Annotated in this window: 25 protein-coding genes and 4 pseudogenes; 19 read left to right on the forward strand and 10 right to left on the reverse strand. The window is 70.0% G+C overall.

Annotated features, from left to right (window positions below):
* Positions 1-113 precede the first annotated feature (113 nt).
* Positions 114-371 (forward strand): annotated as a pseudogene (locus ACWD5D_RS43420) (hypothetical protein); the annotation flags it as partial.
* On the opposite strand, the gene ACWD5D_RS43425 reads toward ACWD5D_RS43420, so the two are convergent.
* The 3 genes from ACWD5D_RS43425 to ACWD5D_RS43435 all read right to left on the reverse strand — a co-directional run bounded on the left by ACWD5D_RS43425 (position 328) and on the right by ACWD5D_RS43435 (position 2,861).
* Positions 328-1,119, reverse strand: coding sequence for an IS5 family transposase (locus tag ACWD5D_RS43425; protein ID WP_451378289.1), 792 nt, complete (start codon positions 1,117-1,119; stop codon positions 328-330). The pseudogene ACWD5D_RS43420 and the gene ACWD5D_RS43425 sit on opposite strands and share 44 nt — an antisense overlap.
* Positions 1,120-1,191: 72 nt before the next feature.
* Positions 1,192-1,596, reverse strand: coding sequence for a nuclear transport factor 2 family protein (locus ACWD5D_RS43430; RefSeq protein ID WP_451378290.1), 405 nt, complete (start codon positions 1,594-1,596; stop codon positions 1,192-1,194).
* A 275-nt stretch (positions 1,597-1,871) separates the two neighbouring features.
* A complete protein-coding gene (locus ACWD5D_RS43435; protein ID WP_451378291.1) occupies positions 1,872-2,861 on the reverse strand; it encodes an alpha/beta fold hydrolase in 990 nt (329 codons plus the stop codon).
* Between the two features lie 143 nt (positions 2,862-3,004).
* Between ACWD5D_RS43435 and ACWD5D_RS43440 the strand changes: the two genes are divergently transcribed.
* On the forward strand, positions 3,005-3,613 hold the full coding sequence (locus ACWD5D_RS43440; RefSeq protein ID WP_451378292.1) for a helix-turn-helix domain-containing protein: 609 nt from the start codon (positions 3,005-3,007) through the stop codon (positions 3,611-3,613).
* On the opposite strand, the gene ACWD5D_RS43445 is transcribed toward ACWD5D_RS43440, so the two are convergent.
* Positions 3,572-4,234, reverse strand: coding sequence for an IS3 family transposase (locus tag ACWD5D_RS43445; protein WP_451378312.1), 663 nt, complete (start codon positions 4,232-4,234; stop codon positions 3,572-3,574). The two genes, ACWD5D_RS43440 and ACWD5D_RS43445, sit on opposite strands and share 42 nt — an antisense overlap.
* Positions 4,235-4,292: 58 nt before the next feature.
* A pseudogene (locus ACWD5D_RS43450) lies at positions 4,293-4,400 on the reverse strand (transposase); the annotation flags it as partial.
* Here ACWD5D_RS43450 and ACWD5D_RS43455 point away from each other — a divergent pair.
* Complete coding sequence (locus ACWD5D_RS43455; protein ID WP_451378293.1) at positions 4,375-4,674, forward strand: hypothetical protein; 300 nt, start codon at positions 4,375-4,377, stop codon at positions 4,672-4,674. The pseudogene ACWD5D_RS43450 and the gene ACWD5D_RS43455 overlap by 26 nt on opposite strands.
* Positions 4,675-4,872: 198 nt before the next feature.
* Here ACWD5D_RS43455 and ACWD5D_RS43460 read toward each other — a convergent pair whose 3' ends face one another.
* Complete coding sequence (locus ACWD5D_RS43460) at positions 4,873-5,439, reverse strand: dihydrofolate reductase family protein (protein ID WP_451378294.1); 567 nt, start codon at positions 5,437-5,439, stop codon at positions 4,873-4,875.
* Between the two features lie 286 nt (positions 5,440-5,725).
* Between ACWD5D_RS43460 and ACWD5D_RS43465 the strand changes: the two are divergent.
* From ACWD5D_RS43465 to ACWD5D_RS43490, 6 genes and pseudogenes are all read left to right on the forward strand, one after another.
* Positions 5,726-5,825 (forward strand): annotated as a pseudogene (locus ACWD5D_RS43465) (IS5 family transposase); the annotation flags it as partial.
* Between the two features lie 789 nt (positions 5,826-6,614).
* The gene (locus ACWD5D_RS43470; protein WP_451378295.1) at positions 6,615-7,139 is read left to right on the forward strand and encodes a PadR family transcriptional regulator; all 525 of its coding nucleotides are present in this window, start codon (positions 6,615-6,617) and stop codon (positions 7,137-7,139) included.
* Positions 7,136-7,822 (forward strand): ABC transporter ATP-binding protein, encoded by a 687-nt coding sequence (locus tag ACWD5D_RS43475; RefSeq protein ID WP_451378296.1) that lies wholly within the window; start codon positions 7,136-7,138, stop codon positions 7,820-7,822. The genes ACWD5D_RS43470 and ACWD5D_RS43475 overlap by 4 nt, the downstream gene beginning before the upstream one ends.
* Complete coding sequence (locus tag ACWD5D_RS43480; protein WP_451378297.1) at positions 7,819-10,071, forward strand: FtsX-like permease family protein; 2,253 nt, start codon at positions 7,819-7,821, stop codon at positions 10,069-10,071. Before ACWD5D_RS43475 ends, ACWD5D_RS43480 begins: the two co-directional genes overlap by 4 nt.
* A gap of 186 nt (positions 10,072-10,257) precedes the next feature.
* Positions 10,258-10,464, forward strand: coding sequence for a DUF6191 domain-containing protein (locus ACWD5D_RS43485; RefSeq protein WP_451378298.1), 207 nt, complete (start codon positions 10,258-10,260; stop codon positions 10,462-10,464).
* Between the two features lie 332 nt (positions 10,465-10,796).
* A complete protein-coding gene (locus tag ACWD5D_RS43490; protein WP_451378299.1) occupies positions 10,797-11,069 on the forward strand; it encodes a hypothetical protein in 273 nt (90 codons plus the stop codon).
* A gap of 157 nt (positions 11,070-11,226) precedes the next feature.
* On the opposite strand, the gene ACWD5D_RS43495 is transcribed toward ACWD5D_RS43490, so the two are convergent.
* Complete coding sequence (locus ACWD5D_RS43495) at positions 11,227-13,818, reverse strand: ATP-binding protein (protein ID WP_451378300.1); 2,592 nt, start codon at positions 13,816-13,818, stop codon at positions 11,227-11,229.
* A gap of 656 nt (positions 13,819-14,474) precedes the next feature.
* Between ACWD5D_RS43495 and ACWD5D_RS43500 the strand changes: the two genes are divergently transcribed.
* From ACWD5D_RS43500 to ACWD5D_RS43510, 3 genes are all read left to right on the forward strand, one after another.
* Positions 14,475-14,666, forward strand: a complete 192-nt coding sequence (locus tag ACWD5D_RS43500; RefSeq protein WP_451378301.1) for a hypothetical protein — start codon at positions 14,475-14,477, stop codon at positions 14,664-14,666.
* Positions 14,667-14,936: 270 nt separating this feature from the next.
* Positions 14,937-15,512 (forward strand): hypothetical protein, encoded by a 576-nt coding sequence (locus tag ACWD5D_RS43505; protein ID WP_451378302.1) that lies wholly within the window; start codon positions 14,937-14,939, stop codon positions 15,510-15,512.
* A 662-nt stretch (positions 15,513-16,174) separates the two neighbouring features.
* Positions 16,175-16,606: a hypothetical protein gene (locus ACWD5D_RS43510; RefSeq protein ID WP_451378303.1), complete on the forward strand. Its 432-nt coding sequence runs from the start codon at positions 16,175-16,177 to the stop codon at positions 16,604-16,606.
* Between the two features lie 229 nt (positions 16,607-16,835).
* Here the strand turns inward: ACWD5D_RS43510 and ACWD5D_RS43515 are convergent.
* The 3 genes and pseudogenes from ACWD5D_RS43515 to ACWD5D_RS43525 all read right to left on the reverse strand — a co-directional run.
* A pseudogene (locus tag ACWD5D_RS43515) lies at positions 16,836-17,538 on the reverse strand (cation diffusion facilitator family transporter); the annotation flags it as partial.
* 152 nt (positions 17,539-17,690) lie between these two features.
* Positions 17,691-18,410: a DUF2690 domain-containing protein gene (locus ACWD5D_RS43520; protein ID WP_451378304.1), complete on the reverse strand. Its 720-nt coding sequence runs from the start codon at positions 18,408-18,410 to the stop codon at positions 17,691-17,693.
* A 242-nt stretch (positions 18,411-18,652) separates the two neighbouring features.
* On the reverse strand, positions 18,653-19,042 hold the full coding sequence (locus ACWD5D_RS43525) for an ArsR/SmtB family transcription factor (RefSeq protein WP_451378305.1): 390 nt from the start codon (positions 19,040-19,042) through the stop codon (positions 18,653-18,655).
* A gap of 93 nt (positions 19,043-19,135) precedes the next feature.
* Between ACWD5D_RS43525 and ACWD5D_RS43530 the strand changes: the two genes are divergently transcribed.
* The 7 genes from ACWD5D_RS43530 (at position 19,136) to ACWD5D_RS43560 (ending at position 25,975) form a co-directional block, all read left to right on the forward strand.
* On the forward strand, positions 19,136-21,112 hold the full coding sequence (locus tag ACWD5D_RS43530) for a heavy metal translocating P-type ATPase (RefSeq protein WP_451378306.1): 1,977 nt from the start codon (positions 19,136-19,138) through the stop codon (positions 21,110-21,112).
* Positions 21,109-21,519 carry a (2Fe-2S) ferredoxin domain-containing protein gene (locus tag ACWD5D_RS43535; protein WP_451378307.1) on the forward strand — a complete coding sequence of 137 codons (411 nt, stop codon included), beginning with the start codon at positions 21,109-21,111 and terminating at the stop codon, positions 21,517-21,519. The genes ACWD5D_RS43530 and ACWD5D_RS43535 overlap by 4 nt, the downstream gene beginning before the upstream one ends.
* A gap of 955 nt (positions 21,520-22,474) precedes the next feature.
* On the forward strand, positions 22,475-23,737 hold the full coding sequence (locus tag ACWD5D_RS43540; protein WP_451378313.1) for a PepSY-associated TM helix domain-containing protein: 1,263 nt from the start codon (positions 22,475-22,477) through the stop codon (positions 23,735-23,737).
* Positions 23,734-24,120 (forward strand): hypothetical protein, encoded by a 387-nt coding sequence (locus ACWD5D_RS43545; protein WP_451378308.1) that lies wholly within the window; start codon positions 23,734-23,736, stop codon positions 24,118-24,120. Before ACWD5D_RS43540 ends, ACWD5D_RS43545 begins: the two co-directional genes overlap by 4 nt.
* Positions 24,113-24,538: a hypothetical protein gene (locus ACWD5D_RS43550; RefSeq protein WP_451378309.1), complete on the forward strand. Its 426-nt coding sequence runs from the start codon at positions 24,113-24,115 to the stop codon at positions 24,536-24,538. The genes ACWD5D_RS43545 and ACWD5D_RS43550 overlap by 8 nt, the downstream gene beginning before the upstream one ends.
* A 32-nt stretch (positions 24,539-24,570) precedes the next feature.
* Positions 24,571-24,783 (forward strand): ferredoxin, encoded by a 213-nt coding sequence (locus tag ACWD5D_RS43555; protein WP_451378310.1) that lies wholly within the window; start codon positions 24,571-24,573, stop codon positions 24,781-24,783.
* A gap of 7 nt (positions 24,784-24,790) precedes the next feature.
* Positions 24,791-25,975, forward strand: a complete 1,185-nt coding sequence (locus ACWD5D_RS43560; protein WP_451378311.1) for an NAD(P)/FAD-dependent oxidoreductase — start codon at positions 24,791-24,793, stop codon at positions 25,973-25,975.
* Positions 25,976-26,664 lie beyond the last annotated feature (689 nt).

Genomic DNA, 26,664 nt, shown 5'->3' on the forward strand with positions numbered 1-26,664 from the left:
AGGCCGTGGGCGATGGCGGGGTTGATGGTCAGCTTGGCCATGTAGCGCAGGACGCGGGCGTTGTCGTCGCCGTCGCCGTCGCCGTCCATCGGGCCGAGCTCGGCCTTCATCTTGAAGGGCTTGCGTGGTCGGCGTTGCCGGTGGACTACCAGCGCATCCTCACCGCACTCGCGGACCATGCCCGGCTCGGGCAGGGGCCGATGACCTGCCAGGAGATGGCCGCTTTGTTCGGCATGGACGTGGTTCCGGCGCGAGTGGAGGCGCTGAGGTCGAAGGCGAAACGTCTGGTCGCGCGCGGCTGGCCGGCCGAGCCGGCACCGGGCCGGTTCACGCCCGCCCGCGGGGTGAGCGGGCCAGGCGGCGGGTCATGAACAGGGTCATCGACCAGTAGATCATCGCCTCGGCGCTGGTGGTGCGGCGTTCGAAGTCCCGCGCCAGGCGGCGACTTCGCATCAGGTGGGCGAAGAGGCGCTCGACGATCCACCGCTTGGGCAGCACCACGAACCCCTTCTGGTCGTCGCTGCGTTTGACGATCGCCAGGACCAGGGTGAACGCGGCCAGGCAGTGCTCGACGAGGCTGCCGGTATAGCCGCCGTCGGCCCGGACGAGGGCCAGGCGATGGTGCGCATCGGCGACTTGGTGCAGCAGCACCTGGGCGGCGGTGCGGTCGCCGACATCCGCGGCGGTGACCATGACGCCGAGCAGCAGGCCGAGGGTGTCGACCACGACGTGCCGCTTGCGCCCGTTGATGTTCGTGCCGCCGTCGAAGCCGCGGCGGTCGGCGCCGACGACGGCGTCCGCCTTGACGGACTGCGAGTCGATCACGCCCGCTGTCGGCTCTGCGTCCCGGCCCAGCCGCTCGTGGACCTGCGCGCGCAGCCGGTCATGGAACTCCTTGACCAGGGCGTGGTCGCGCCAGCGGCGGAAGAAGGCATACGCCCGGTCCCACTGCGGGAAGTCGGCCGGCATCGCCCGCCACTTGATCCCGTTGTCCACGAGATACCGGACCGCGTCCAGCAGCGCGCGGTGGCAATACCCTTCCGGCCGGCCGCCTCGCCCGCGCATCCAGCCCGGCACCGGCAGCAGCGGCCGGACCTCAGCCCACTCCCCGTCCGTCATGTCCGACGGGTACCGGCGCTGCCGAGGATCCGCGACCGCTCGTCACCCGGCTGACCCGAGCAAGGCCAGGAATCAGGCTCCGGCGATGGTCCGGCCCGGCATCGGCTCCGCGAGCGCGGCCCGCCAGTCCGGCGCGCCGAAGGGGTCGGCGAAGTACTGCGTCTCGTGCACCACGTGCTGGTCAGCGAATTCCATGATGCTCACCGAGTACGAAGGCACACCGTCGTAGGTGATGAGGCATTCGCTCACCCACAGATTCACATGGCCAGTGATCCGCTGGACGGTGAAGTGTCGGTCGGCCGGGTGCCCGCCGCGTTGCGCCGAGATCGCCGCTCGGCCCCGGAAACGCTCGCCTGACTGCGGGTAGTCCAGGATCGCGTCCGTGGCGTAGATGGCGTGCTCGGCTTCGATGTCCCCTCGTTCCGAGGCCCGCCAATGCTCCTCGACCGCGGCCCTGGTCCGGGAGTCAGCATCCATGGCACCGCCCTTCCCTAGCGGTGACAGCCTAGGCGCTCCAGGTCGCAGCCGACCCGGGGCCAGCCGGGCCTGGGCAGCCAGGTCCTCCCTTTGGCCGGATCGGCGGGCGGCAGCCGTCCACCGTGGCAACGGTCGGCGGAGGCCATCGCCGAGGTGACCAGCCTGCTCGCGCCGGGAGACGCGCGGCGCTGAGCGGGCGTGAGGTTCGGGCGCTGCCCTCGGGTGTGCCGACCGGGGTTCTCTTGCGACGGAGGCCGGCCGGCACACCCGCCGATTCAGTCCTGAAGGGAGGCGAGCCAGGCGGTCAGCAGGCGGTTGACCTCCTCGGGACGCTCCTGCTGGATCCAGTGCCCGCAGCCGTCCAGGATGTGGGTGGAGGCCAGGCCGGGGAGGGTGGTTGGGTAAGCGTCGATCGCGTCGGCCATCCAGGTCGTGGAAGCGTCCAGGGCGCCGCCGATGAACAGGGACGGCTGCTTGATCGGGGCTCCGCCGTACCGGGCGAGGTCCTCCCAGTCGCGGTCCATGTTGCGGTAGCGGTTGAGGGCCCCGGTCATGCCGGTGCGCTCGAACTCCCCGGCGTACACGTCGAGGTCGTCCTCGGTCAGCCAGGCGGGCAGCTTGCCGCCGGGGAAGCGGTCGCGCAGCCGGCCGCCGGCGTGGGCCACAAAGTGCGGGTCGGGCTCGCCCTGGGCGGGCATGGTGTCGGCGGACATGGCCGCGTAGAAGCCCGCCAGCCAGCCCCGGAGGTCGGGCTCCATCTCTGCTTCGGCCCGGCCGGGCTCCTGGAAGTACGAGACGTAGAACTCCTGGTCGCCGCCCATCTGCGCGAAGACGTCGGTGGGGCGGGGGCCGCCGGGCGGCGCGTAGGGGACGCTCAGCAGCCCGACGGCGCGGAAGACCTCGGGGTGGAGCAGGGCGGAGGCCGCCGCGATGCTGGAGCCCCAGTCGTGCCCGACGACCACCGCCCTCTCCTCGCCCAGGGCGCGCACCAGGGCGACGTTGTCCTCCACCAGGTCGAGCATCCGGTAGGCGTCCGTCGCGGCCGGTTTGGAGGAGCGGCCGTAGCCGCGCACGTCGAGCGCCACGGCCCGGTACCCCGCCGCCGCGAGGGCCGGGAGTTGGCGGCGCCAGGAGTACCAGGACTCGGGGAAGCCGTGGACGAGCAGGACCAGCGGTCCGGTGCCCTGCTCGACCAGGTGCAGGCGCCCGGCGGGTGCCTCGATGGTGCGGTGGCGCAGATCGGCGGACGGCGCGGGCTGGTGCATCGCTTCTCCTCGGTTCACGGGCGGCCGCGGTTACCCACCGATCATGCGGTCCGGCGGCCGCGCGACGCGAGCACTCTTGCCATCCTGGCAAACTGGCAGGACAGGGCGGTGGAGGCGGCACGGCCGGAGAGAGCGGGGCGACGGTGACGGACGACGGCATAGCCGAAACGCTGGCGGCCATGGGCCCCCGGCTGCGGACCGCGCGCGAGCAGCGCGGCGCCACACTCACCGGCGTCAGCCGCGCGACCGGCATCTCGCTGAGCACGCTGTCGCGGATCGAGACCGGCCGGCGCAAGCCGACCCTGGAGGTGCTGCTGCAGCTCGCGAAGGCGTACGACCTCTCCCTGGACGAGCTGGCCGGCACCGCACCCGCCGCGGCGGCCGGACCGCGCACCCCGGTGCCGCAGCGTTCCGGCAACGACAAGGCCGTGCTACCGCTGACCCGGTACGTCGGGGGCCTGCACGCCCACAAGCACATCCTGCCCGCCATCGACTCGCCGCCGGCGCGGCCGCGGCAGGTCTCTCATGACGGGTACGAATGGCTGTGCGTCCTGTACGGGCGGCTGTGGCTGGCGCTCGGCGAGCAGGACCTCGTCCTGAGCGCCGGGGACGTGGCCGAGTTCGACACCCGCACCGCCCACGGAGTCGCGAACGCCGGAGCCGGCGGACCGGTCGAATACCTGATCATGTTCGGGCCGCAGGGCGAGCGCCTACGATCGCGCACCCCAGCCCCCGACCGCTGGGCCCGGTAGTGCGGAGCACAGCGTCCGGCCCCCCACGACCAGGGATGCGCGGCGGTGGTCGGCCATCGAGTAGCCAACGATCTCGCGGGTGGCGAGGTCCAGCCAGGTCGCCAGATACAGCCGGCCCTCATCGGTGGGGATGTAGGTGATGTCGCCGACCAGCTTCATCCCCGGCGCGCTCGAGGTGAAGTCGCGGCCGACCAGGTCCGGGGCAGGCACCGCTCTTGTGGCCGGTCGGGTCAGGCTGCGGCCCTTGCGCCGTGTGACGCCGCTGATGGCGTGTTCGCGCATGACGCGCTCGACTCGTTTGCGGTTCACACGGTGCCCGAGCCGGCGCAGCCCTACGTGGATGCGCGGCACCCCGTAGGTGGCCTTGGAGGCGAGGTGCAGCACGGTGATCTCGTGGGCCAGGGCGTCATCGGCGGCCTTCCTCGCCGAGCAAGCCTTCTCGCCGGCGAGCCACGAGTAGAAGGAGGAGCGGGCCACCTTCAGAAGCCGGCACAACAGAGCAACGTTGTGGGTGGTCTTCTCCGCCTCGATGAACGCATACACATCGCTCATCGATCGCTCTCCTTCGCGAAGAAGACCGCCGCTCTCGCAGCACCTCGATCGTCTCCGCCTGCTCGGCAGCCAGCCTCCGCAGCCGGCGCAGCTCCTCGCGCTCCACCGTCGTCAGCTCTCCCGGAGCCCCCTGCCCACGGTCGATCGCATCCTGCTTGACCCAGTTGCGCAGTCCCTCGGCGCTGACCCCGAGCTGGCGGGCCACCTCGGTGACGGTCTTCCCGGAGGAGTGCACCAGCGCGACCGCGTCGTGTTTGAACTCCTCCCTGTACCGCCTGCTGCGGTTGCTTTTACTTCCCACCTGGCACTACTTCCTCCGGAACCTCATGTCCCAGTCTCCAGGTGTCCACGATCAAGGCGAAGGTTCACGGAACGTCCAGTACGAACTGACCTCGCTCGGCCGAAGTCTCCTTGGCCTACTGGATACAGCACGCGCCTGGGCAGAAGCACATCTGGACGAGCTCATCGACGCCCGCGAAACGGCATCGCCCGGCAGCCGCACCAGCTAATTCAGCATTGCCGCCTCACTCACGGTGATCTCCCTCAGTGCCACGGCCGCGAATCCGCGACACCTCACCATGCGAGCTTCCGCGAAAGCCATGCCATTTGAGAACGCCGAGGGTCAGCGCTCTCAAATGACATGGCATCCCAGCAGGTCACCATCTGCCAGATGAACTGCGACGGGACAAGCCCGTGGGTGCTGCTGCTCAGCGCCTCGTCTCGTACCTGGTCAGGACCACGCCGCCGGGAAGCGTCCGCGTCTCCACCAGGTTCAGGTTCACCCAGCTGTCCATCGCGGTGAAGAACGGCGTGCCGCTGCCCACCAGGACCGGATGGGCGGCGATCGCGTACTCGTCGATCAGCCCGGCGCGCATGGCCGCCCCGGCGAGCGTTGCGCCGCCGATGTTCATTGGGCCGCCGTCCTCGGCCTTGAGCCGGGTGATCTCGGCGATCGCGTCGCCGGTGACCAGGCGGGTGTTCCAGTCGACCTTGTCGATCGTCGAGGAGAACACCACCTTCGGCGTGTCCCGCCAGTTCCGCGCGAACTCGATCTCCGCCGGGGTGGCGCCCGGCTGCTCGTCGCCGGTCGGCCAGTAGGAGCTCATCGTCTCCCACAGCTTGCGCCCATACAGCGACAGGCCACTCGCCTGCTCGTGGTCGAGCCACCACTGGAACAGCTCGTCGCTCGGCGGTCCGCTCCAGCCGATGTCGTCGCCGGCCGCGGCGATGTAGCCGTCCAGGGTCAGGTTCATGCCGTAGATCAGTTTCCGCATGGCCCAGCCTTCCGTCCGTGGGTGTCCGGCGTATAGACCAGCGCGGCGCGGGAAACTCATCGGTGCGCGATCTGGGCTCGCCGGTAGCCCTCGTGCTCGGGGCTCAGCGTGGTGTACTCGGCCGACTCGGACAAGCCGCCTGATCTCGGCCTCGCCCTCGCGAGGAAATGCCACGGATTTGAGACTGATCATGGGTGACAAGGCCGTGAGACAGCCAAGAACGCTTCGCGGACCAGGGTGACGCATCGGTCGGCGCCGATTCGGGTGGCGAGGTCGAGTGACTCGGGACGACCAGAAGGGGTTCGTGGTGCTGCCCAAGCCGTGGATCGTCGAGCGGTTCTTCGCCCACCTGATACGAACCCGCCGCCTGGCGCGCGACTACGAGCGCCGCACCACCAGCGCCGACATGTTTGACCGGTTGCGGGGTCTCCGACCGCATCGAGCAGATCACGCAGAAGTCCTGCGCTACACCCAGCCGGACGGCCGGGTGATGCCGCTGCTGCAGGTCACGCCGTCGAAGATCGACGCCGAGCGGGTTTTTCCGATCTCCCCTGAGGCAGCCCTGCGCCTATGAACACGCCTGCGTCCGCTGCCCCATGCTGCGTCCCGAGCCCAGCCGACTGCCATTGCTACGTGAGCTGGACGTCAATCTGACCGAGCGCATCGCCGAAGCCCGTCAACGAGTCTGGCTCGGCGAGGTCGCCGGCCTGCGGCCTGCAGGAGACCCTGGTCGCCCTGCGCGCCAATTCCGAGCATGCCGAACGCCTCGCCGCCGTCAGCGTCGGCGTCGGCGTCGGCGTCGGCCCAGATCAACTGACCTGAGCGGCAGACCATTAGCAGACTCGCGCGGTCGCCCGGCGGTCTCTGGACCGGCACCGTGCGCCGCCCGTTCCAGCCGGGTCACCGGCCGGGCCGGGCGAAACCGCGTGCCGTCGGCTACAGCCTGAAAGGGCGAAGCCGACAGCGGAGGAACACCCCCACCCGACTCGCGCTCGCCGTCACGCGAGCCGCCAACCGGGAGCCGGCCAAAGCTCTGAACCAGCGTCCCTGATAGTCGGCACAGGGCGACACCCTGGTCGCGGTGACAGGCCGACAACCGGATACGAGGCCCCAGGATCAGAGTGAACTCTCAGCAGATATACACTCGGAGTATATCTCCGGTGTATGGTCCTCGCATGAGTGTTCCTCTCACCCTGTTGGGGCTGTTGGAGCGGGAGTCGAGCCATGGCTACGACCTCAAGCGCGACTACGACACCTTCTTCAACCGCGGCAAACCGCTGCCGTACGGGCAGGTCTACACAACCCTTGGTCGGTTGGCGCGGGACGGGAAGGTCATTGCCGGCGAGGCGGAGCCCGGGGTCGGCCCCGAGCGCAAGCGCTACGTGATCACCGAGGCGGGGGCGACGGAGTTCGAGACCTGGCTCACCGAGCCGGTCGCCCCCGAGCCCAACCTGCAGACCGTGCTGTTCACCAAAGTCGTGCTGGCCCTGATGCTCGGCCGCGACGCCCAGCAGTACCTCGACACTCAGCGGGCCGCCCACCTGCAGCGGATGCACGAGCTGCACCAGCTGCGCCGGACCGGCCCGATCATCGACGCCCTGCTCGCCGACCACGGCCTGTTCCATCTGGAGGCCGACCTACGATGGATCGAGCTGACCACGGCCCGGATGGACACGCTCGCAGCGGCGGTGCGCACATGACCGCCCTGATCGAGGCCCGCGGCCTCACCCTCTCCTTCGGCGAGACCCCCGCCCTGCGCGGCGCCAGCCTGGCCATCGAGGCCGGCGAGGTATTCGCCGTGATGGGACCGAGCGGCTCGGGCAAGTCCACCCTGCTGCACTGCCTGGCCGGCATCCTCACCCCCGACTCGGGCGAGGTGCACTTCGACGGACGCCGCATCGACACCCTGAACGAGGCCGAGCGCAGCGCCCTGCGACGCGACACCTTCGGCTTCGTCTTCCAGTTCGGCCAGCTCGTCCCCGAGTTGACCGCTGAGGAGAACGTCGCCCTGCCGCTGCTGTTCTCCGGCATGCGCCGGGCGGCCGCGCTCGCCGAGGCCCGGCCCTGGTTCGCCCGGCTGGGCCTGGACGGCCTGGAGCGGCGCCGCTCCGGGGAGTTGTCGGGTGGTCAGGCGCAGCGGGTGGCGCTGGCCCGCGGTCTGGTGGCCCGGCCCAAGGTGCTGTTCGCCGACGAGCCGACCGGGGCGCTGGACTCGCTGACCGGCGAGCAGGTGATGGACCTGATGGTGGACGCGGCCCACGAGGAGGGCACCACCATCGTCCTGGTGACCCACGAGCCCCGGGTCGCCGCGCACGCCGACCGGGAGGCCATCGTGCGGGACGGCAAGGCCAGCCTGCTCACGACCGGACGGATAGCCTCGTGATCGCCTTCGCGCTCCGCCTCGCGGTCGGCGGCGGCCGGGAGGCGGTCGCCCGGCTGGCCATGATCGCCGCCGCGGTCGCCATCGGTGTCGGGCTGCTGCTGTCGACCTTCGCCAGCATGAACGCCGTCGAGCGGACGAACCAGCGTCAGGTGTGGCTCGACACCGGCGCCGCGAGCCGTACCGAGCAGGCGTCGGTGGATCCGCTGTGGTGGTGGCCGCACGGCGACTACTACGCCGGCAAATCCCTCACCGAGGTCGACGTCGCCGCGACCGGGCCGACCGCGCCCGTCCCGCCCGGCCTGACGCACCTGCCTGCGCCGGGCGAGTATTACGCCTCTCCCGCGCTGGCCAAGCTGATCCGCGACACCCCGGCCGACCAGCTGGGCGACCGCTTCCCCGGGCGTCTCACCGGCACGATCGGCGACGCCGCTCTGGCCTCCCCGGACTCGCTCATCGCCGTCATTGGCCGTACCCCCGCCGAGGTCAAGGGCGCACCAGGGGCGAGAGCGGTCACCACCATCGCCAGTAGCCGGCCATCCACCTGCGACAACGAGTGCTGGGACAACGCCGTGCGCGGCGACGCGCTGACGCTCGTCTCCTCCGTGGTGGCCGGGGCACTGATCTTCCCGGTGCTGATCTTCATCGCCACGGCGACCCGCCTGTCCGCCGCCACGCGCGAGCAGCGGTACGCGGCGATGCGGCTGGTCGGCGCCACTCCCCGGCAGGTGTCGGTGATCTCGGCGGTGGAGTCCGCGCTGGCGGCGGTCGCCGGGACGGTGATCGGCTTCGGGCTCTACGCCGCGCTGCGCCCGCTGGTCGCCACCATTCCGCTCACCGGGCAGCAGCGGTTCTTCCTTTCGGATTTGACGCTCAGCACCCCGCAGGCCCTCGGCGTCGTCGTCGGCGTGCCGGTGGCGGCGGCGATCGCGGCGCGCCTCGCGCTGCGCCGGGTGGCTGTCTCCCCGCTCGGCGTGACCCGCCGGGTGACCCCGCGCCCGCCGCGCGCGTGGCGGCTGATCCCGCTGCTGGCGGGCCTGGCTGAGCTGGCGTACTTCGTCTTCGCCGGCCGCCGCCCGGCGACCGGTAACGGCCAGACGGCGGCCTACCTCCCGGGCTTCGTGGTGGTGATGCTGGGCCTGGTGATCGCCGGGCCGTGGCTGACCATGATCGTCGCCCGGGCGGTGGCCCGGCGCACCCGACGCCCGGCCGCCCTGATCGCGGTGCGCCGGCTTGCCGACGACCCGAAGGCCGGCTTCCGCGCGGTCAGCGGCCTCGTCCTGGCCCTGTTCGTGACCACAGCAACAGTCAGCATCATCGGCACCATCAACGACCACCGCGGCACGCTGGGCGGCGACCGGCAGACCCGGACCGTGGTGGAGGTCGGCGGCGACGGCGAGGCGCCGCTGGCCGGGGCCATCCCGACACGGCTGCTCACCGAGGTCCGGGCGATCCAGGGCGTGCGGGGCGTGGCGATCGTCCACGCCAACCCCGACGGCGTCGGCAAGGTGGTGCACCGGAGAGTCCACCCGGGTGATCCGCCCCCGGGCACGCCGGCACTGGTGACCTGCTCCGACCTGGCGCAGACTCCCATGGTGGGCCGCTGCCCGGCCGGGGCGAGTGTCACGGCCGTCGACTTCCACGCGTTCGTCAGCCTGCAGTCGCACCCGAGTTTGCCATGGCCCGCCGCCGCGATCAGCACCTCAGCCGTCGCAAAGCTGCCCGTGCAGATGGTCTATGTGGCCACCGACGGGTCGACAGCCGCCATGGAACGCGTACGGACCTCGCTCACCACCGCCTACCCGCACCAACAGGCCCGCACGGTGGGCGACTGGGGCACCGACTTGCAGCAAGAGCTGGCCGGCTGGCGGCAACTGGCCAACGTGGTGCTGCTGACCACCCTGCCGATAGCAGGCTGCAGCCTGGCGGTGAGCGTCGTCGCGGGCCTGTCGGATCGGCGACGCCCGTTCGCGTTGCTGCGGCTCACCGGCGCGCCGCTGCGGTTGCTGCAGCGGGTGATCGGCCTGGAGAGCACGCTGCCGCTGCTGGCGATGGCCGCGATCTCGATCGGTACGGCCTTCGCCGCCTCCGCCCTGTTCTTGAAATCGCAGATGCACTACGACCTTGTGTCGCCGGGCGTGGCGTACTACGCGCTCGTCGCCCTCGGCCTCGTCGCCTCGCTGGGCATCATCGCCTCGACTCTCCCTCTGCTCAAACGCATCACCGGCCCAGGGGCCGCCCGCAACGGCTGACGCGCCAACTCCCCGCTACGGTCCCGGACATCCCTCCAAACGGCGTCCGGGGCTGATGGAGCTCCTCGCAACACGACAACGGTTGTCCCTGAATCCATGGCCAGGAGCCTTGACGATGCACATCCCTTCAGGCCATCCCGCTGGTCGGCGTCGGGAGCCTCGGCCCGATCAAGGCAGTGTCCTGCGGTGAACATCCTCGAAGAGGTCTTCCTTCCGAGCGCCCGCCACGTTCAGGAGGAGCGCCAGCGTCTGGAATGGGTGCGCGACGACGAGGGCGAGGGCGACCCCTGCCGCGGGCCGGTCGACCTCGACAGCGGCATCGTCCACATCAGGATCGGCCCGAAAGCAGCCGCCTCGGCGGAGCGACGTCGAGGACCTGACGCGAGGCCATGACGATGCCGCCCCACACCCAGCGCCACGGGCTGCGAGCCCGGTTCCGACCACGAAAGCCAGACTCGGGAGGATCCATGACCGTCACGGCGTCCAACAACTGAATACCAATGACGCGCCGTCGCATGCTCGGGGCAGCGCTGACCACTGGAATCGGGACTGCCGTGCCGCTCGGCGTCGCATCCCGCGCGTGGGCGGCTCCGACCGCCTCCAGCCCGGTGCAAGTCACCCTGCCTCCGCCCACCGGACCACACCCGGTGGGCATGATGCCGCGCCACCTCGTCGACACCTCACGTCCGGATCCCGTGGCCGGCCCGGAGCATGACCGCGAGTTGATGGCCAGCGTTTGGTACCCCGCCCGCAGGGCGGAGGGTCTGCCGCGTGCCCCTTGGATGACCGAGGGCGCGTTGCGGGCGTTCCTGGCGGACGCCGGCTTCCCCCTCGACCCCGCCCTCGGCCCGCTCACGGCCGGGCAGGTGGGCGCGCCCGTGCACCGTACGGGCCACCGCCTGCCCGTCATCGTGTACTCGCACGGCTCGGGCAGCCACCGCGGCGATCACGATGACCGGCTGCTGCTGCACATGGCGCTCAGGCGGGCCGGGCTTTAGGGCCGAGCCGTCACTCCCCGTCCGTCCTTCGTCGTCCGTCTCGAACCTCGCCAGCACCGGCAGTGCGCCGTCGTACGGCCACGAACCGTCGTCCGGCTTGAATTCGGGGCGGACCTCCTCCTCGTCCTCGTCGACGTCGGGGTCCAGTTCCAGTGGCCTACTGGCGCACGGGGAGGTCGAATTTGCGGGCGGCTTCGTGGCGGGTGTGGACGCCGAGTTTGGCCAGCACCGCGCCCACGTGATGCCCGGCGGTCTTGGGGGCGATGTACAGCCGGGTGGCGATTTCGGCATCCGACAGGCCCTCACGCAGCAGCTTGAACACGTCCAGCTCCCGGTTGGTCAAGCCGTACGGGTTGGCCCGGGTGGCCGCCCGCGGGCCGCACGAGACCGGGCGCACACCGCGGGTACGCATCACTGCACGAGTACGTGCTACAGCCGGCCGGGCGCCGAGGGCCTCGAATCCGGCCAGCGCCTGGCGCAGCGCAGATGCGTCCCCGGCCAGGCGGGCCAGGGCGGCGTCGTAGGGGCAGTCGAGCTCCTCCCACCGTGCTGCGGCGCCGGCCCAGTCCCCGGCCAGTTCCAGTGCATGGGGTGTGGCCGCCGGCACGTGCGGGGGTGTGCCTCCGGCGCGACGGATCCAGCAGGCCAGGGCCCCGGACAGCCAGGGATGGGTACAGTCTGCCAATGCGGCCAGGCCGTATTGCGCCTCTGCCTGCACCCGCTCGTCATCACCGGCCAGCCAGGCCGCCTCGACCCGAGCCTCCCACCCCAGGCCCGTATTCAGCAGGCACTTCTCATCGACCAGGCTCGCCGCCTGCTCCAGGAGCGGCCACACCTGGGGCTCGCCCCGGCGGGCCCGCACCAGGACCAGGACGGTCAATGCCAGAGCCCGGGCGGCGACCGGCGACGGGCCGGGATGGGACAGGACCTCCCGTGCGGTATCGGTGGCCTGGGTCCACAAGCCCCGGTTCAGCAGCCCCCAGCTACTCCAGGCTCTCGTGCACAGCAGGTAGGACAGCAGGTCTCGATCGAGGCAATAGGCCTCGGCCCGCCTCACGGCAGCGGTGGTCCGGGCGCCGTCACGCTGCTGCACGGCGAGCATGCACATGATGAGTGCCAGGAATCCGGCGTCCACCTGCAGGTCCTGCGCCATCGCGCTGGACACGGCCTGTTCGCAGTCGTCCCAGCCGGCCCCTTCGCACATCAGTCGTGCCCCGGCTGCGTGGAAGCGTGCCTGGACGACCACGCCCGCGTCGCCGAAACGCTCACCCAGGGCGATGGCCTTGTCCGCGTAGGCAGAGGCCACCGCCACTGCCTGGTGGTCGTAGACGGAGAGCTGGCAGAGGTTCAGGTACGCCCCGGCAAGCTCCCGGCTTGGCCCCAACCCTTCGAGCACTCGCACAGCATCCAGGCCGGTCGGCATGGCCTCGGCTGCCCGCCCGGCCGGCCAGAGCACGTAGGACAGCCAGCGCAGATCCTCCCCCTCGCGCAGCCGGTCGCCCAGCGCGCGGCGCAGCTCCACCGCCGCGCGGCGAGAAGCGATCCCCTCCTCCAGCCGGCTGGCCAGGAGCCAGGCCTGCGAGTGGCCCTCCAGCAGGGAGGCATGCTGGTCGGGAGGCAAGCGGTCGGCGTACCGCAGGGCCCGGGCGTACTGGGCGGCTGCCTCCCGGTAAGCGCCCAACGCGGCAGCATGGGCCGCCGCTCTCGGGGCGTACTCCAACACAGCGGTCGGATCCCTGGTTGCCTCGGCATGATCAGCCAGCAGTGCCAGATCATCCGCAGCGACCGGACCGGAGCGCATCGCCGCCAGCACCTGCTGGTGTACCCGCAGGCGGCGAGGGGCCGGGACGGCCTCCAGCACCGCCAGCCGGGCCAGCTCGTGGCGGAACTCGATCGTCTGCCCGTCGGTACGCAGGATTCCGCAGGACACGGCCTCCTCAAGTGCTCCGTCCGCGTCCGGCAGGATGCCGGCCAGCAGCGTCAGCGAGGCCCGGTGCCCCAGGACGGCCAGCACGTCGGTGGCCGTGCGCGCTGGGGCCGACAGGTCCACCAGGCGCCCGGCGACAGCCTCGCGCACCGTGGCCGGGATGCTCTCGGCAGGGCTGGCCAGGATCTCGGTGACGATGAACGGGTTACCGGCGGAGACGCGGTACAGCTGCTCGGCATCGATCGTGTGTCCGGTGGCCAGCCGGGCCACGGCCCGGCGGCTCAAGGGGGCCAGGGTGTAGCGGTACACCCACCGATAGCCGGCCAGAGTGCCCAGGAGTGCGGCCAAGGGGTGAGTGCGGCCGATCTCATCGTCGCGGTAGGTAACCACCATCAGCGCCGGAGCGGCCGGCAGGCGCCGAGCCAGGTAACGCAGCAGGTCCATGGTGGCCTCATCAGCCCAGTGGACGTCCTCGACGACCAGCAGGCTGGGATGGCCGCTCAGATCGGCCAGCAGGCAGTCGAAGAGTTCACCGGGACGGCCGCCGCCGGCCGTCCCGGTGAGGGCGGTGCGCACCGCCTCGCCGAGGCGGGGGGCCAGGTCCATCAGCGGGCCCAAGGGGCGGGGCGTGGCCAGTGGGTCACAGGCGCCGACCAGGACCCGGATGCGGGGATCTGCCAGCTTGGCCAGACGGTGGACGACGGTGGTCTTGCCGATGCCGGCCTCGCCGCGGACAAGGGCCACCCGTCCAGGGCCGCCCGCGGCCGCCTGCAGGTGACCGGCGAGGTCCTGAAGTACGGCCTCTCGCTCCAGCAGGTCCATTACAACCAGTTTCCCTCCGGGGCCGGGCCGGCGCAAAGACCAAGAACCGATCACGACAGGCCGGGCGATGGGGGTGGAGCGGGTACGGGTGGGATGCACGAGGCGGGACGTGGGGTGTGCGGGCGCGGGACGTGGGGTTTGCCGGGGTGGAACTTGGGGTGTGCACCCGATGTGCCGCCTGCTGCCGGAGGTGCACGCTGGTCCGGTCAAAGAGTTCCAGGGCCTCGGATTCCCACTCGCGGCTCACCACACAAGAAGACCGATGATGACGCACCAAGCTCGTCGCGTCCTCGCAACTCGCGTACCGGCTGCAGGATCCCTCGCAGCCGCAGCCTTCACGCGTTTGCCAGTGGCGGCAACTGGGGCGTGCATCAACAATCCTGAGGGCTATTCAAAGACTCTCATGACAAGGCGACAACCTCGGACTACGGATTTTTGAACAACCCTTCCGACCCAAGCTCTTCACGGCAATGAGGCGGGTTTTCCCAGTAAACGGGTTTACGGACATATACCCGACCCGCCCGTTCTTCACAGTCAGTAACCACTGGCCAGGTCTGGTCGCCTCCTATCCCTGCCTGGCCCCATGCGGCCTCGACGCGCCCTACGCACCGAGGACACGCCCTCTCCGGTCACTTTGAGTTATCTCGGGGCAGACCATGAACATCACCATCGATGACTTCCTCCAAGGGCTCGCCAACGACGGCTACCCCTTCGCCGAGAAGGCGAGCGATCCCGAGTTCTGCATGCAGCACGGCTGGCACGCCGGAGAGCGTCGCTGCCCGGCCTGTTACCGGCGTTTCCTGACCCACCTCCATGACGCGAACGAGGCCGGGGGTGATCGGCCATGAGTGTGATCCAACACGGCCTCCACCCCGGCACCAGCCCTGTGCACGTCGTCCGCGCCCGGCTCGACACGCTCACCGAGTACCCGGCCTCGCCGCACACGAGGGCCAGGCGTCCAGGGCCGCTTGCGACCGCCTGCAGGTCGCCACCGCATCATCAGGAACAGCCCTGGCGGTGCGCATTACGGGACATGTGTCCCACTACCGAAAGGCCCGTGAACCGCCAGGGCCGCTTCGACAGCCGCTTCACCCTTATCTCACCGGAGGAGAATTCCCATGAGCAACAGCTCAAAGACGCGGCGTCTTCTGATGCTTGCCGTCTCAACCGCCCTGGCTGCGGGAGGCGCGCTGCTGCCCACCAGCGCATTCGCCGCCCCGGCAGCGGCGCACGCCGACGTCGTGACCAAGGCTGCAGCCGCGCCCGGCAACCACAAGTGGTGCCACAACCACGACCACCAGGGCCGGCACTGCCACGCCGGCCGTGACGGTGGCGGTGGCGGCGATGGCGGTGGCGGCGATGGCGGTGGCGGTGGCGGTGGTGGCAGCACCATCAACAACATCACCAATAACAGCACCAACACCGTTACCGGCAACAACAACAGTGTCGGCAACCTCAAAGTTCAGCCCAACAAAGTCCTGCCCGGCGAACCCGACCCCAACGGCCGACAGTCCGGCGGCGTCCAGCCCGGCAACGTCACCAATAGCAGCGACAACGAAGTTCGCGGCAACCGCAACGACGTTGGGGACATCACCACTGGCGGCGGACAGCCCGGCGGCGTCACCAATAGCAGCGACAACCATGTTCAGGGCGACGACAACGCTGCTGGCAACATCACCATTGGCGGCGGATAGTCCGGCGACGGTGGCGGCGGAGACGGCCAGGACCTGACTGCCGCAGACAGCGCCGAGTGAATTCGCGGTCTGACTGGGTGGCAAAACCAACGGCTACGCCACCCAGTCAGGCCGCGGAATACCCACCACCGGCGTCTCACGCAGCCCCTCGCCGAGACTTCTGTGGGCTCTTCGCTGGCTGGGGTGCCGGCCAGGGCCCCGGCGTTTGCCCGGCTCGTCCGAATTTGAGGAGCCCCCATGGGTTTTAGCCGCAGCCGCCTTGCCGTCCAGCTTGCGGCACATTCGCATGGTCACGTCCGCGGGAGTGGTGTAGCGGCGGGCGGCTGTTCGCCGCCCTGGGTGGTCAGCAACCTGTCGCGGTGCCCGTCGCGCCAAGTGGTGATGGCATGGACCGTCGCGTGCGCCGGGCCGGGAAGCGGTTCGCGAAGAAGTGCTCCATGGACTGTTCGCGGCCCGACCGCGATCGGCCGCTGAGGTTGCCGTACTTCGCTGCCGTATCGCCTGACGCCTCGTGAAGAGTGGCCGCCGACGACTGAGACTTGAACATGTTCAAACTCCGTGCCAGGGTACGGCGCGGGTTCTTGAGTCCACTGGTCTCGCACGCGGCCTGCGGAACCCGTTAGGGGTGGAGTGTGTTGCGTTGCTGTCGTACTGCGCTGGTCTTGCTCGCCATGGCCTTTATTCTCACGGCCTGCGGCAGGTTCACGGTCATGCCGCCGCCCGACGGCGAACCGGTCGTGCTGAAACCAGCCGAACTCGCGACCACGTGGACCGATGCCGACGGCGGCACCCTCACGCTGAAGCAGGACGGGACGTTCATCGCCGATAAGGTCTGCATCGCCGTCCGCTGGTACGACAGTTTGACCTGGTCCGGAACAGGCACCTGGGAGCAAGGCTCCAACAAGAAGCAAAGCTTCGTCGGTGTGACCTTTGACGCCGCTCACTCCTTCGACGTCGCTCACCCCGAAAAGGGTGAGCGGCGGCCCGAGGCCTACGCCGCCTTGAGGCAGGGCAAGGCCCTGAAGCTCTGGGTCCCCGTCGGCGATCCGGACAACGATTATCCGCACTGCATCCTGACCAGCCCGGCGAGTTGACCCGGCTGCCGCGCGGCCGGGTGTGCTGCGCATGGTCCGCCTACAAGACCGACCTGTCTGACGAGCCGTGGGCGCTGATCGAGCCGGTGATCGCCGCGTGGAAGGCCGCGCACCGCTCGGTCAGCGGCCATCAGGGCCGGTATGAGCACACTCAGAGTGTGCGTCAGATTACCTTCTGTCGCGGCGAGTCGAGGGAGTCATGTGAGAGCGGGCACGGTCGGTACTGGCGTCAGGCCGGGGCGGCGGCTCCGCCCAGCCCGGCCGATCCTTGGGTGCCTTGGTGGGCCAGCGCCTGGTGCGGGTCGGCGCCGTGGGGGGTGTGGTCGGTGTGGACGGTGGTGGCGGTCAGCCGCTGTACGGCGTGGATGAGAGCGTGCTCGGCGGCGACGGCGAGTTCGTGGGCCTGGACCACGGTCAGCTACGGGTCGACCACGATGTCGGCCTTAGCCCGCAGGGTGTGGCCGATCCAGCGCATGCGCACCTGCCCGACGCCGCGCACCCCGCCGATGTCGCGCAGTGCGGTCTCCGCGGCGTCGACCAGGGCCGAATCGACGGAGCCCATCAGGCGTCGGTAGACCGCGTGGGTGGCGTCCTTGAGGGCCATCAGGATGGCGGCGGTGATCAGCAGGCCGACGATCGGGTCGGCGGCCCGCCAGCCGAGGGCGGCGCCACCGGCGCCGAGCAGGACAGCGAGGCAGGTGAAGCCGTCGGTACGGGATGCAGGCCGTCGGCGACCAGGGCGGCGGAGCCGACCCTGCGGCCGGTGCGGATACGGTAGCGGGCCACCCGCTCGTTGCCGATGAACCCGACCACCGCGGCCAGCGCCACCGCCCACAAGTGGCTGATGTCGCGCGGTGGAGCAACCGGTCCACGGCCTCGTAGGCGGCCAGCGCCGAGGGGCCGGCGACGGTGAGAACGATGGCTATGCCGGCCCACTACTGACAGCCGCCCGGGAGGAGAGGGGAGTCCCGCATCCTCGGGCCGGCGCGGTGCGCGATGACGGGCAGGCCATGCACTCCTTGTGCGCAGTTCGCGCTTGCGCCCAGTCGCTGGTCCCGAATGGAGCCGGTGGCGAGGGGACCGCTCAACGCCCCGGTGGTGATTGCGCGTCCAGGCCGGTGCACGCCAGTCTGCGCTTCACCTCGGCGCAGGCTTCCACTCCTTGAAGTGCCGCAACGGCGAGCATCGGGCTGGCCCAGCCACCGGAACCGCCGCCCGGATACGTCTCGGACAGCACATCGCTCCCCGAACGGACGGATATGACGCGAGCGGCCGATGTCCGGGCCTGGACCTCGGCCCAAGCGGTGCGGCAGGACGGGGAGTACTCCAGCCGCACGACGTACGAGCCCGCATGGACGTGACTCTTGGTCTGCGCATCGCCGTCGCAGTCGTAGACGTCGGGCAACTGTCCCTCACAGGCCCTGTCCCGGCACGGGGAGTCCACCCCTGGGTGCTTGTCCGGGCCACCGGAACGATCGGCCAGGACAAGGATCGCGCCCAGCGCGGCAGCCGTGACGACCAGAGCAAATGCCGAGAGCAGCACCCTGGAGCGGGTGGGTCGCACCGTGGAGGCCGCGCCCGGTGGCGCGCCCGCAGCCGGTGCGTCGTCGGCCTCCTTGCGCAGGGCCAGTACGGATGCGGGGTCGACGCCCGCGAGCTGGGCCAGTTCCGCCACGGCCGAACGAGGGGGCCGCTGGATGCCGTGGAGATAGCGGTGCCAGGCGGACTTGCTGTAGGGGGTGCGTGCGGCCAGGGCCGCAAGGCTGAGTCCGGTGCGCTCCTTCAGCCGGTGCAGCTCCTTCACGAACGGGTCATCGACCTGCGCGGGCGGAGCGGACTCTGAATGGCAGAGCGCCCCCTTCCGGGCTGAGCCGGGCTTCACCAGCCCCATCCCAAAGGCTGTCGCATAGCATCCCCTCACCGATCAATTCGGGTACTTCGCACCGACTGTTGCCATGTGTTCCCAAGGAAGTCGTAGCGCCACACATCGGCGCCGGTCCGAACACCTGCCGGTCCGAACACCCGGTGGCCCGAGTCACCGGCCGCCTATCGTCCGGCGGTGGCCGGGGCGGCCTCGGGTGCTGCTGTGTCGCGCACGCCGAGGCGGAGGTGTTCGACGTGGTATAGCGCCTGGTCGAGGAGTTCGGCGACATGGTTGTCGTAGAGCGCGTAGACGATCGAACGGCCGTGGCGCTCGCCGGTGACCAGTCCGAGGTTGCGTAGCAGGCGGAGCTGGTGGGAGCAGGCGGAGGCTTCCATGCCGACGGCGTCGGCGAGGTCGCTCACCGCACAGGGCCCTTCCTGGAGGCGGGCCAGGATGTGCAGCCGTGAGGGTGTGGCGAGGGCCTGGAGGGTCGCGGCGACGTCGGCGGTCCCGACAGCATCGAGACGCTCGCGGGTGGTGGCGCTGCTACGTGCATCGAGTCCATGGCCCATGAGCCCATCATAGCGAACACAAATGAAGACCTGTTCACATATTCCTGTACGGTGGCCGTGTTGCTCCGTCCGCCCGTGAAGGGTTGTTTTGTCATGTTTTCTGTCCTGGATCAGCGACCCGCGCCGACATTTGCCGGGCCCCGTCCGGCGCCACCGCCGCGCCGGACGCGGGTCCTGGCGCTGGCCGAGGCCCGCTGGGCACTCGCCTCCCTGGTGCTGTTCCTCCTCGCACTGCCCGTCTACCTGCTGGACGGCCCGGTATGGCTGTGGGGCGTGCTGTTCGCCGCCACCTACATCACGGGTGGATGGGAGCCGGGCTGGGGGGGCCTCAAGGCCCTGAAGGACAAGACCTTGGACGTGGATCTGCTGATGGTCGTCGCGGCGCTCGGCGCCGCCGCCATCGGGCAGGTCCTCGACGGCGCCCTGCTGATCGTCATCTTCGCCACGTCCGGCGCTTTGGAGGCCGTCGCCACGGCCCGCACCGCGGACTCGGTGCGTGGGCTGCTCGACCTCGCTCCGACCACGGCGACCCGGCTCCTGCCGGACGGCGGCGACGAGACGGTCGACACCACCGACCTCAAGGTCGGCGACATGATCCTGGTGCGGCCCGGTGAGCGGGCGGGCGCCGACGGGCAGGTGGTCGACGGCGCGAGCGACGTCGACCAGGCCACCATCACCGGCGAGCCCCTCCCCGTCGCCAAGCAGGTCGGGGACGAGGTGTTCGCGGGCACCGTCAACGGCACCGGCGCCCTGCGCGTGCGTGTCGAGCGGGACCCCTCGGACTCGGTGATCGCCCGGATCGTGAAGATGGTCGAGAAAGCGTCCGAGACCAAGGCCCCCACCCAGCTCTTCATCGAGAAGATCGAGCAGCGCTACTCGATCGGCATGGTCATCGCGACCCTCGCCGTCTTCGCGATCCCCCTCGCCTTCGGCGCCACGCTCCAGTCCTCCTTGCTGCGGTCGATGACGTTCATGATCGTGGCCTCGCCATGCGCGGTGGTGCTCTCCACCATGCCGCCGCTGCTGTCCGCGATCGCCAACGCCGGACGCCGCGGCGTCCTCGCCAAGTCCGCCGTCGTCATGGAACGCCTGGGCCAGATCGACACCGTCGCCCTGGACAAGACCGGCACCCTCACCGAGGGCACCCCCCGCGTCACCGACCTGCGGCCACTGGCGGGAAGCGGTCTTGACGAGAGCGGCCTCCTCGCGCTGGCTGCCGCCGCCGAGCACCCCAGCGAGCATCCCCTGGCCCGCGCCGTGGTCGCCGCCGCACGTGAGAAGAACCTGCCCCTGGCCGACGGCGACAACTTCACCTCCACTCCCGGGCAGGGCGTCACCGCCACCATCGACGGCCGCAGCATCACCGTCGGCTCGCCTTCCCGCCTGCTGAACGGCGCCGACCATGCCGCGTACCAGGTGGTGGTTGCCACATTGGAGGACGCCGGCCGCACCGCCGTCGTGGTCCTGCGGGACGGCACCCCGGTGGGCGTACTCGGCATCGCGGACCGGCTGCGTCCCGACGCGGCGGCCACCGTCGCCGCCCTCACCCGCCTGACCGGCCGCCCCCCGATCTTGCTGACCGGCGACAACGAGCGGGCGGCCGAGCGCCTGGCCGCCGAGGTCGGCATCACCGACGTCCGCGCCGGATTCCTCCCCCAGGACAAGGTGGCGGCCGTCAAGGAGTGGGAGGCCGAGGGACGCCGTGTGCTGGTGGTCGGCGACGGCGTCAACGACGCCCCCGCCCTGGCCGCCGCGCACTCCGGGATCGCCATGGGCAAGGCCGGCTCCGACCTCGCTCTCGAGACCGCCGACGCCGTCGTCGTCCGCGACGAACTCGCCACCATCCCCTCGATCGTCCGGCTCTCCCGCACGGCACGCCGCTTCGTCGCCCAGAACCTGGTCATCGCCGGGGCGTTCATCACCGTCCTGGTCGCGTGGGACCTGATCGGCACCCTGCCCCTGCCCCTCGGCGTCGCCGGGCACGAGGGCTCCACCGTCATCGTCGGCCTCAACGGGCTACGCCTGCTGCGTGAGGCCGCTTGGCCCCGTCTCACCAAGGACGCGGTATGAGCAAACGCACCCGTCGAGCCGCCGCCCCCACCTCGGGGGCGGCGCGACCCACCGTCACCGTCTGCCGCGGCTGCTGCTGCGGCACCCCAAAAGTCCCCGGCCTGGACCACGCGGCCCAGTTCGCCGAGCTGCGTCAGTCCCTCGCCAAAACGGGAACCGTACGGGTCACCGACTGCCTCGACGCCTGCGAACGCGCCAACGTCATCGTCGTCCAACCCTCCGCCGAGGGACGTAAGGCGGGCGGGCGCCCCGTCTGGCTCGGACTGGTCAACGACCCCGACGCCGTCTCCGACATCACCGCCTGGGTGGAGAACGGTGGGCCAGGCGTCAGCGACCCGCCCGACATCCTCGATCTCTACGCCTTCCGCCCCTCCCGCCGTGTCCAGGCCGAACTCCACGACGCATGACCCCACGCGCCTGTCGCCTGTCGCCTGTCGCCTGTCGCCTGTCGCCTGTCGCCTGTCGCCAAACGATCGTTGGCCGACAGGCGACCGGTCCGCCCAATGATCCCCCCAATCGGGGGTTCGCGGCGGCTCGAATCTTTGGTCAACAAGCGGGTCTCGCCCGACCAGCGGTCGACCGTCCGGCAGAACCTCGTCCTGGACGAGGCCGAGGTCGAAGACCCGCCTCTTCGAGTAGGGCCCAGGGACCTCCAGCCACCTCCACTCGCTCCAGCGCCCGAAGTCCCGCGAGCTGCTGTCAACGGTGAGAAGTTCATGGTGCAGGCCCTCGCCGTCGCCAGTGAACTCCAGCGCGAGCTGACCCACACTGGACTGTGCGCCGCACCGTCGCCGACGAGGACGGCCCGGCCCCAAGCCGCCGGTCACCCTCGACATGCCGGGCAAGGCCGCCGACTTCATACGCGCCAACGAACTGGAACCCGTCGAACGCGCCGCGCTCGACCAGGGCGTGACCGACGTCGCGGGCAGGGCAACACCCTGCGCGTCAGCGCCCTCGCGCCGATCGAAACATGACCGTTCTCAGCGCCAGCGGCCGTACCGGTTTTCCCGAGGCCGGCATACGGCTCGACTGGGTGATGAGGGTGAGGGTGACTGCGGCGCCGGGAGCGTGACCTGTGGGCGGCCGTAGCTCGTCGAACAAGGAGAACGAAAATATTCAGGCACGAGTGGTGTGCATGAATGGATTCTCCCCGTAATCTGACCGCGTTCTCACCACCCACGAGACGGGCGAGGTCACGCCTGCCGCGTGTTGCCCGAGTGCCCCAAAACCGGCCCCCGGACGCGTGCGCACAGACCGTCGGCGCTGTTCGCCGACGCGGTCGCTCGTTGTGCCGGTCGGTCAACTCCCTTACGACCAGACCGCGTTATCCCCACTCCGCCTCATAGCGAAGGGCAATTGACGATGGATCGTAAGCGGGGTCCCCGCCGTCCAGAATCGATCAGACGGTACGTCACCGCCATCCACCGGTGGGCGACACTCGTCATCGGTGTCGTTCTGCTGACGGTCATGACCTGCGGTGTCCCCTTGCTGTGGGGCGCTGAACTCTTCCGTGCCGCGAATTCGAACCTTTACCGGCCTACCCACACCGCGCACCCGATATCGGCCGGCGAGGCGCTGGAACGCGTGCACTCGGCGCATCCGGACTTCGTCGCAGGGAACGTCATCCCTGACAAGGGGATGTTCCTGGTCACCGACTCGCACCTGAACAAGGTGTACGCGGTCGACCCGGGGACAGGACACATCACCGGTTCGGGGCACTACTACGGCGGGTTCCAGGGGTTCGTGGAGAACCTGCACGCCTACGGTCTGTCGAATCCGTCGTATCCCGGTTACGTTCCCCTGCTCGGCAAGAACGTTCCCACGCTCGGTATCGATGCGCTGGAAGGGGTGACGTACGGATCGTTCCTGGTTGGCTTTGCCGGGCTGTTCCTGTTGCTTCTGGCCGTCTCCGGTGTCTTCCTGTGGTGGCCCGGCATCAAGCGGATCGCGTCCAGTTTCCGGGTCCGCCGAGGCAAGAGCAGCTATGTCCGCAACCGTGAACTCCACAAGGTCGTCGGCATGGTGGCCATTCCCTTTCTGCTGATGTGGGGGCTGACCGGAGCTGCGGTCAAGTTCCCCTCGGTGCAGAAGACATGGCTGGCCGTCACCGCCGGAAATCCCTCCGAACTCAAGTCCCAGAACTGGGACTTCGCAAGCCGCCCGGTCAAGGCGGGCACTCCGGACATCGGTGTGGACAAGGCCGCCGCCGCGGCGGTCGCCACGGTGCCGGGCACGATCCACAACAACACCCTCCCGGCCCCCGGCGATCCGGCCGCCGCGTACCTCTTCGAGATCTCCCAGCCCGGCAACGACCCGTACAGCGAGACCATGTTGGCCGGCAACGGCTGGGTCTACGTGGACCGCCACGACGCCAGTCACGTCAAGGTGGTGTGGGACGGCAAGGGCTCGACCGCATCCAACACCTTCTACGAACAGGCCGTCTACACAAGCCACTTCGGCTGGTACGTCAACGGCTGGTGGCGGATCGTATGGGCCCTGTTCGGCCTGACGCCGCTGTTGCTGGCGGTGACCGGGACGGCTACCTGGATCTCACGGCGGCGTAAGCAGCGCCTGCGCCGCCAGCGACGGCAGCAGCAGGAGCAGGAGAGTCCGGTACCGGCATGAGAGCGTCACTCGCCATCACCATCGTGATCTACGCGTTCGGCCTGGCCCTCTGGTTGGCCGCCCGGACGGTGCGGCACGGAAGCGGCTCCGCCGACGGTCCAGCAAAGGGCTCACAGGCCGGCAGGGCGGCCCTGTGGGTGCTGCAGGCCGGACTCGTCCTGCAGGCGGTGCTCGACGGGGTGAGCCTGGCGACCGGCCGCCGGCCCGCGGACCTGGCGACGCATCTGTCCTACCTCGTTGCCTCGGTCATCCTGCTGCCCCTGTTCATGGCAGTGCGGCGAGACCGGCAGTCCGCGCCGGGCTTCGCGGAGGGCGTCGCCTGCGCCGCCGCCGCGGTGGTGGCCCTGCGGCTCCAGGCGACCTCCGGAGTCGCACATGCGTGACCGTTCTCCGCGCCGCACCCGTCTCGACCTCGCCGAGGCGCTGACCGCGCTCTACGCGGTCTTCGCCCTCGCGGCGACCGGCCGGAGCGGCGTCCAGCTCGCCACCCAGATGTCACGGGCTCCCCTCGCCTACACACTGTCGGCTCTCGCCGCCGTGATCTATATCGGTGGCCTGGTGACCCTCCGGGCCGCCGACCGGAGCGGCCGCGCACGCCGATGGGCCCTGCTTCTGTGCGGGGTCGAGCTGGCCGGGGTCATCGGCGTCGGCACCTTCAGCCTGGCGGCTCCCGAGTTCTTCCCCGACGCGAGCGTCTGGTCGGGCTTCGGATCGGGCTACGGATACCTCCCGCTCGCCCTTCCCCTGTGCGCCCTGCTGTGGCTCCTCAGGCAGCCGGCCCCGGCCGTCACCAGCAACTGAATTCACACACAACCGCTTCATGGAGACCGCTCATGCGTTTCGTCATAGATCTGAAGGTGTGCCAGGACCACGGCCAGTGCGCCTACGCCTCATCCGCGTTCCGGATGGACGAGAACGGGAAGCTGGCTTTCCGCAAGGACGCCGAACGCGAATACATCTCCAGCGAGTTCGACGAGTCGGCCCGTGACGAGCTGGAGGAGGCGGCCGACCTCTGCCCGCTCCAGGCCATCGAGATCGAGGGGTGAGGCGGCCATGTCACCGAGCACCAAGCGGTGCGTCGTCGTCGGCGCATCGCTGGGGGGACTGCGCGCCGCGGAATCGCTCCGCAAATCAGGATTCGCCGGCGAGATCGTCATCATCGGTGACGAGTCGCAGCCGCCGTACAACCGTCCGCCGCTGTCCAAAGGGGCATTGAGCGAGCCGGCGGGCCTGGAACGTCTGGGCCTCAGGCAGCCCCGCGTCGTCGAGGACGTCGTCTGGCGCCTTGCCGAGCGTGCGGTTGTCGCGGACATCACCGCACGCACCGTCACGCTGGACAACGGACAGGAACTCGACTGGGACGGGCTGGTCGTCGCCACCGGCGTCAGCCCACGCCGCCTCTCCCTACCCGGCCCCACACAGGGACGGCACGTCGTCCGCACCCTGGGCGACGTCATCGCGCTGCGGGAATGCCTCGGCAACGGCACCCGGCTGGTGGTCATCGGTGCCGGTTTCATCGGGTGCGAGATCGCCGCCACCGGCCGCGGCCTGGGCGCCGCGGTCCATGTCGTGGGCCCTGAGGAGGTGCCCCTCGAGCGCCCGCTGGGCGGCCTCCTCGGCGCCGAGCTGCGCAGGCGTCACGAGGAGCAAGGCGTGCGCTTCCACCTGGGGAACGTACCGGTGCGGTTCGGTGGCCAGGAGCGCGTAACCTCGGTCGAACTCGCCGACGGCACCGTCCTGCCGGCGGACGTGGTGATCGAAGCGGTCGGCACCGTACCCAACGTGGCATGGCTCGCGGGCAACGGCCTCGACCTCACGGACGGGGTACTGTGCGACAACCACCTGCGTGTCGAGGGGCACCCACACGTGGTCGCTTGCGGCGACGTAGCGCGCTTCCCCAATCCCCTCTACGACGACGTACCGCGCCGGGTCGAGCACTGGACCATGGTGACCGACACGGCGAAGAGGGCAGGTCGATCTCTGGCGGACCACCTCGCCGACAGGGAGCCCGACACGTCGGTCTTCCAGCCCGTCCCCTCGTTCTGGAGCGACCAGTACGACGTACGCATCCAGTCGTTCGGAGCGGTCGGGCTGGGCGACGACGTCCGGGTGGTCGAAGGGGACCTGACTGGGGACGTCGCCGTCGGATACCACCGGCAGGGAGAGCTCATGGGCGTCGCGATGCTCGGTCTGGGCGGCCGCCATCAGCACTACCGCACCCTGGTCTCCACACGCTGAACTCCGCGAGCCCGAACCAGCAAGGCCCCCGCCTCGCTGGTCGGGCTCGCGTCGCGTCTCATCGGTCCGTCTTCTCGCCCTCTCAACGGTTCGCCACCAGGTAGATGACGAGCAGCGTCAAGGCGATCAGGCCCACCAGGGCCGTGGAAGTCGACCGGAGTCAGGACCAGCACTCACGATGGCGGCCCGGCTGCGGTCGAGCGCGGCATCGCGCCTTTCCTGTCGGCCTCCACTCTGCGCCGCTGGCTGACGCGGGACACCCTCAAGCCAGACCTCCATCCAGGCCTGCTGCCGCTGCCACCCCACCCTCGCCCCCCGCCAGGCCCGGGCGATGCGGGTCAACCACACCTATGGACGCGGCGGCGCCCTGGCCTACCTCGCCGTCTACGACGTACACCGCGTCCGCGTGTTCGGCGGCACCGAAGCGTGCATCGGCATCGACCCGTTCTGTTCCGGCCGCCATCGTGATCCGATCGTGCTGAGGCACCCACTGCGAGTGTCCCGCTCCGTCGGGAAAAGGAGATCACACAGGCAATGGATCACCCTGTCCCGCTCTCCGGGTACCGTCAGGGCATGAGTCATCCCCATCCCGAACTGAAAGCCGCCCCTCCCCTGCCTGAAGGGGGGCTGCGGGTCATCGCCCTGGGCGGCCTGGGTGAGATCGGCCGCAACATGACCGTCTTCGAGCA

The sequence above is a fragment of the Streptomyces sp. NPDC002520 genome (assembly GCF_053595235.1).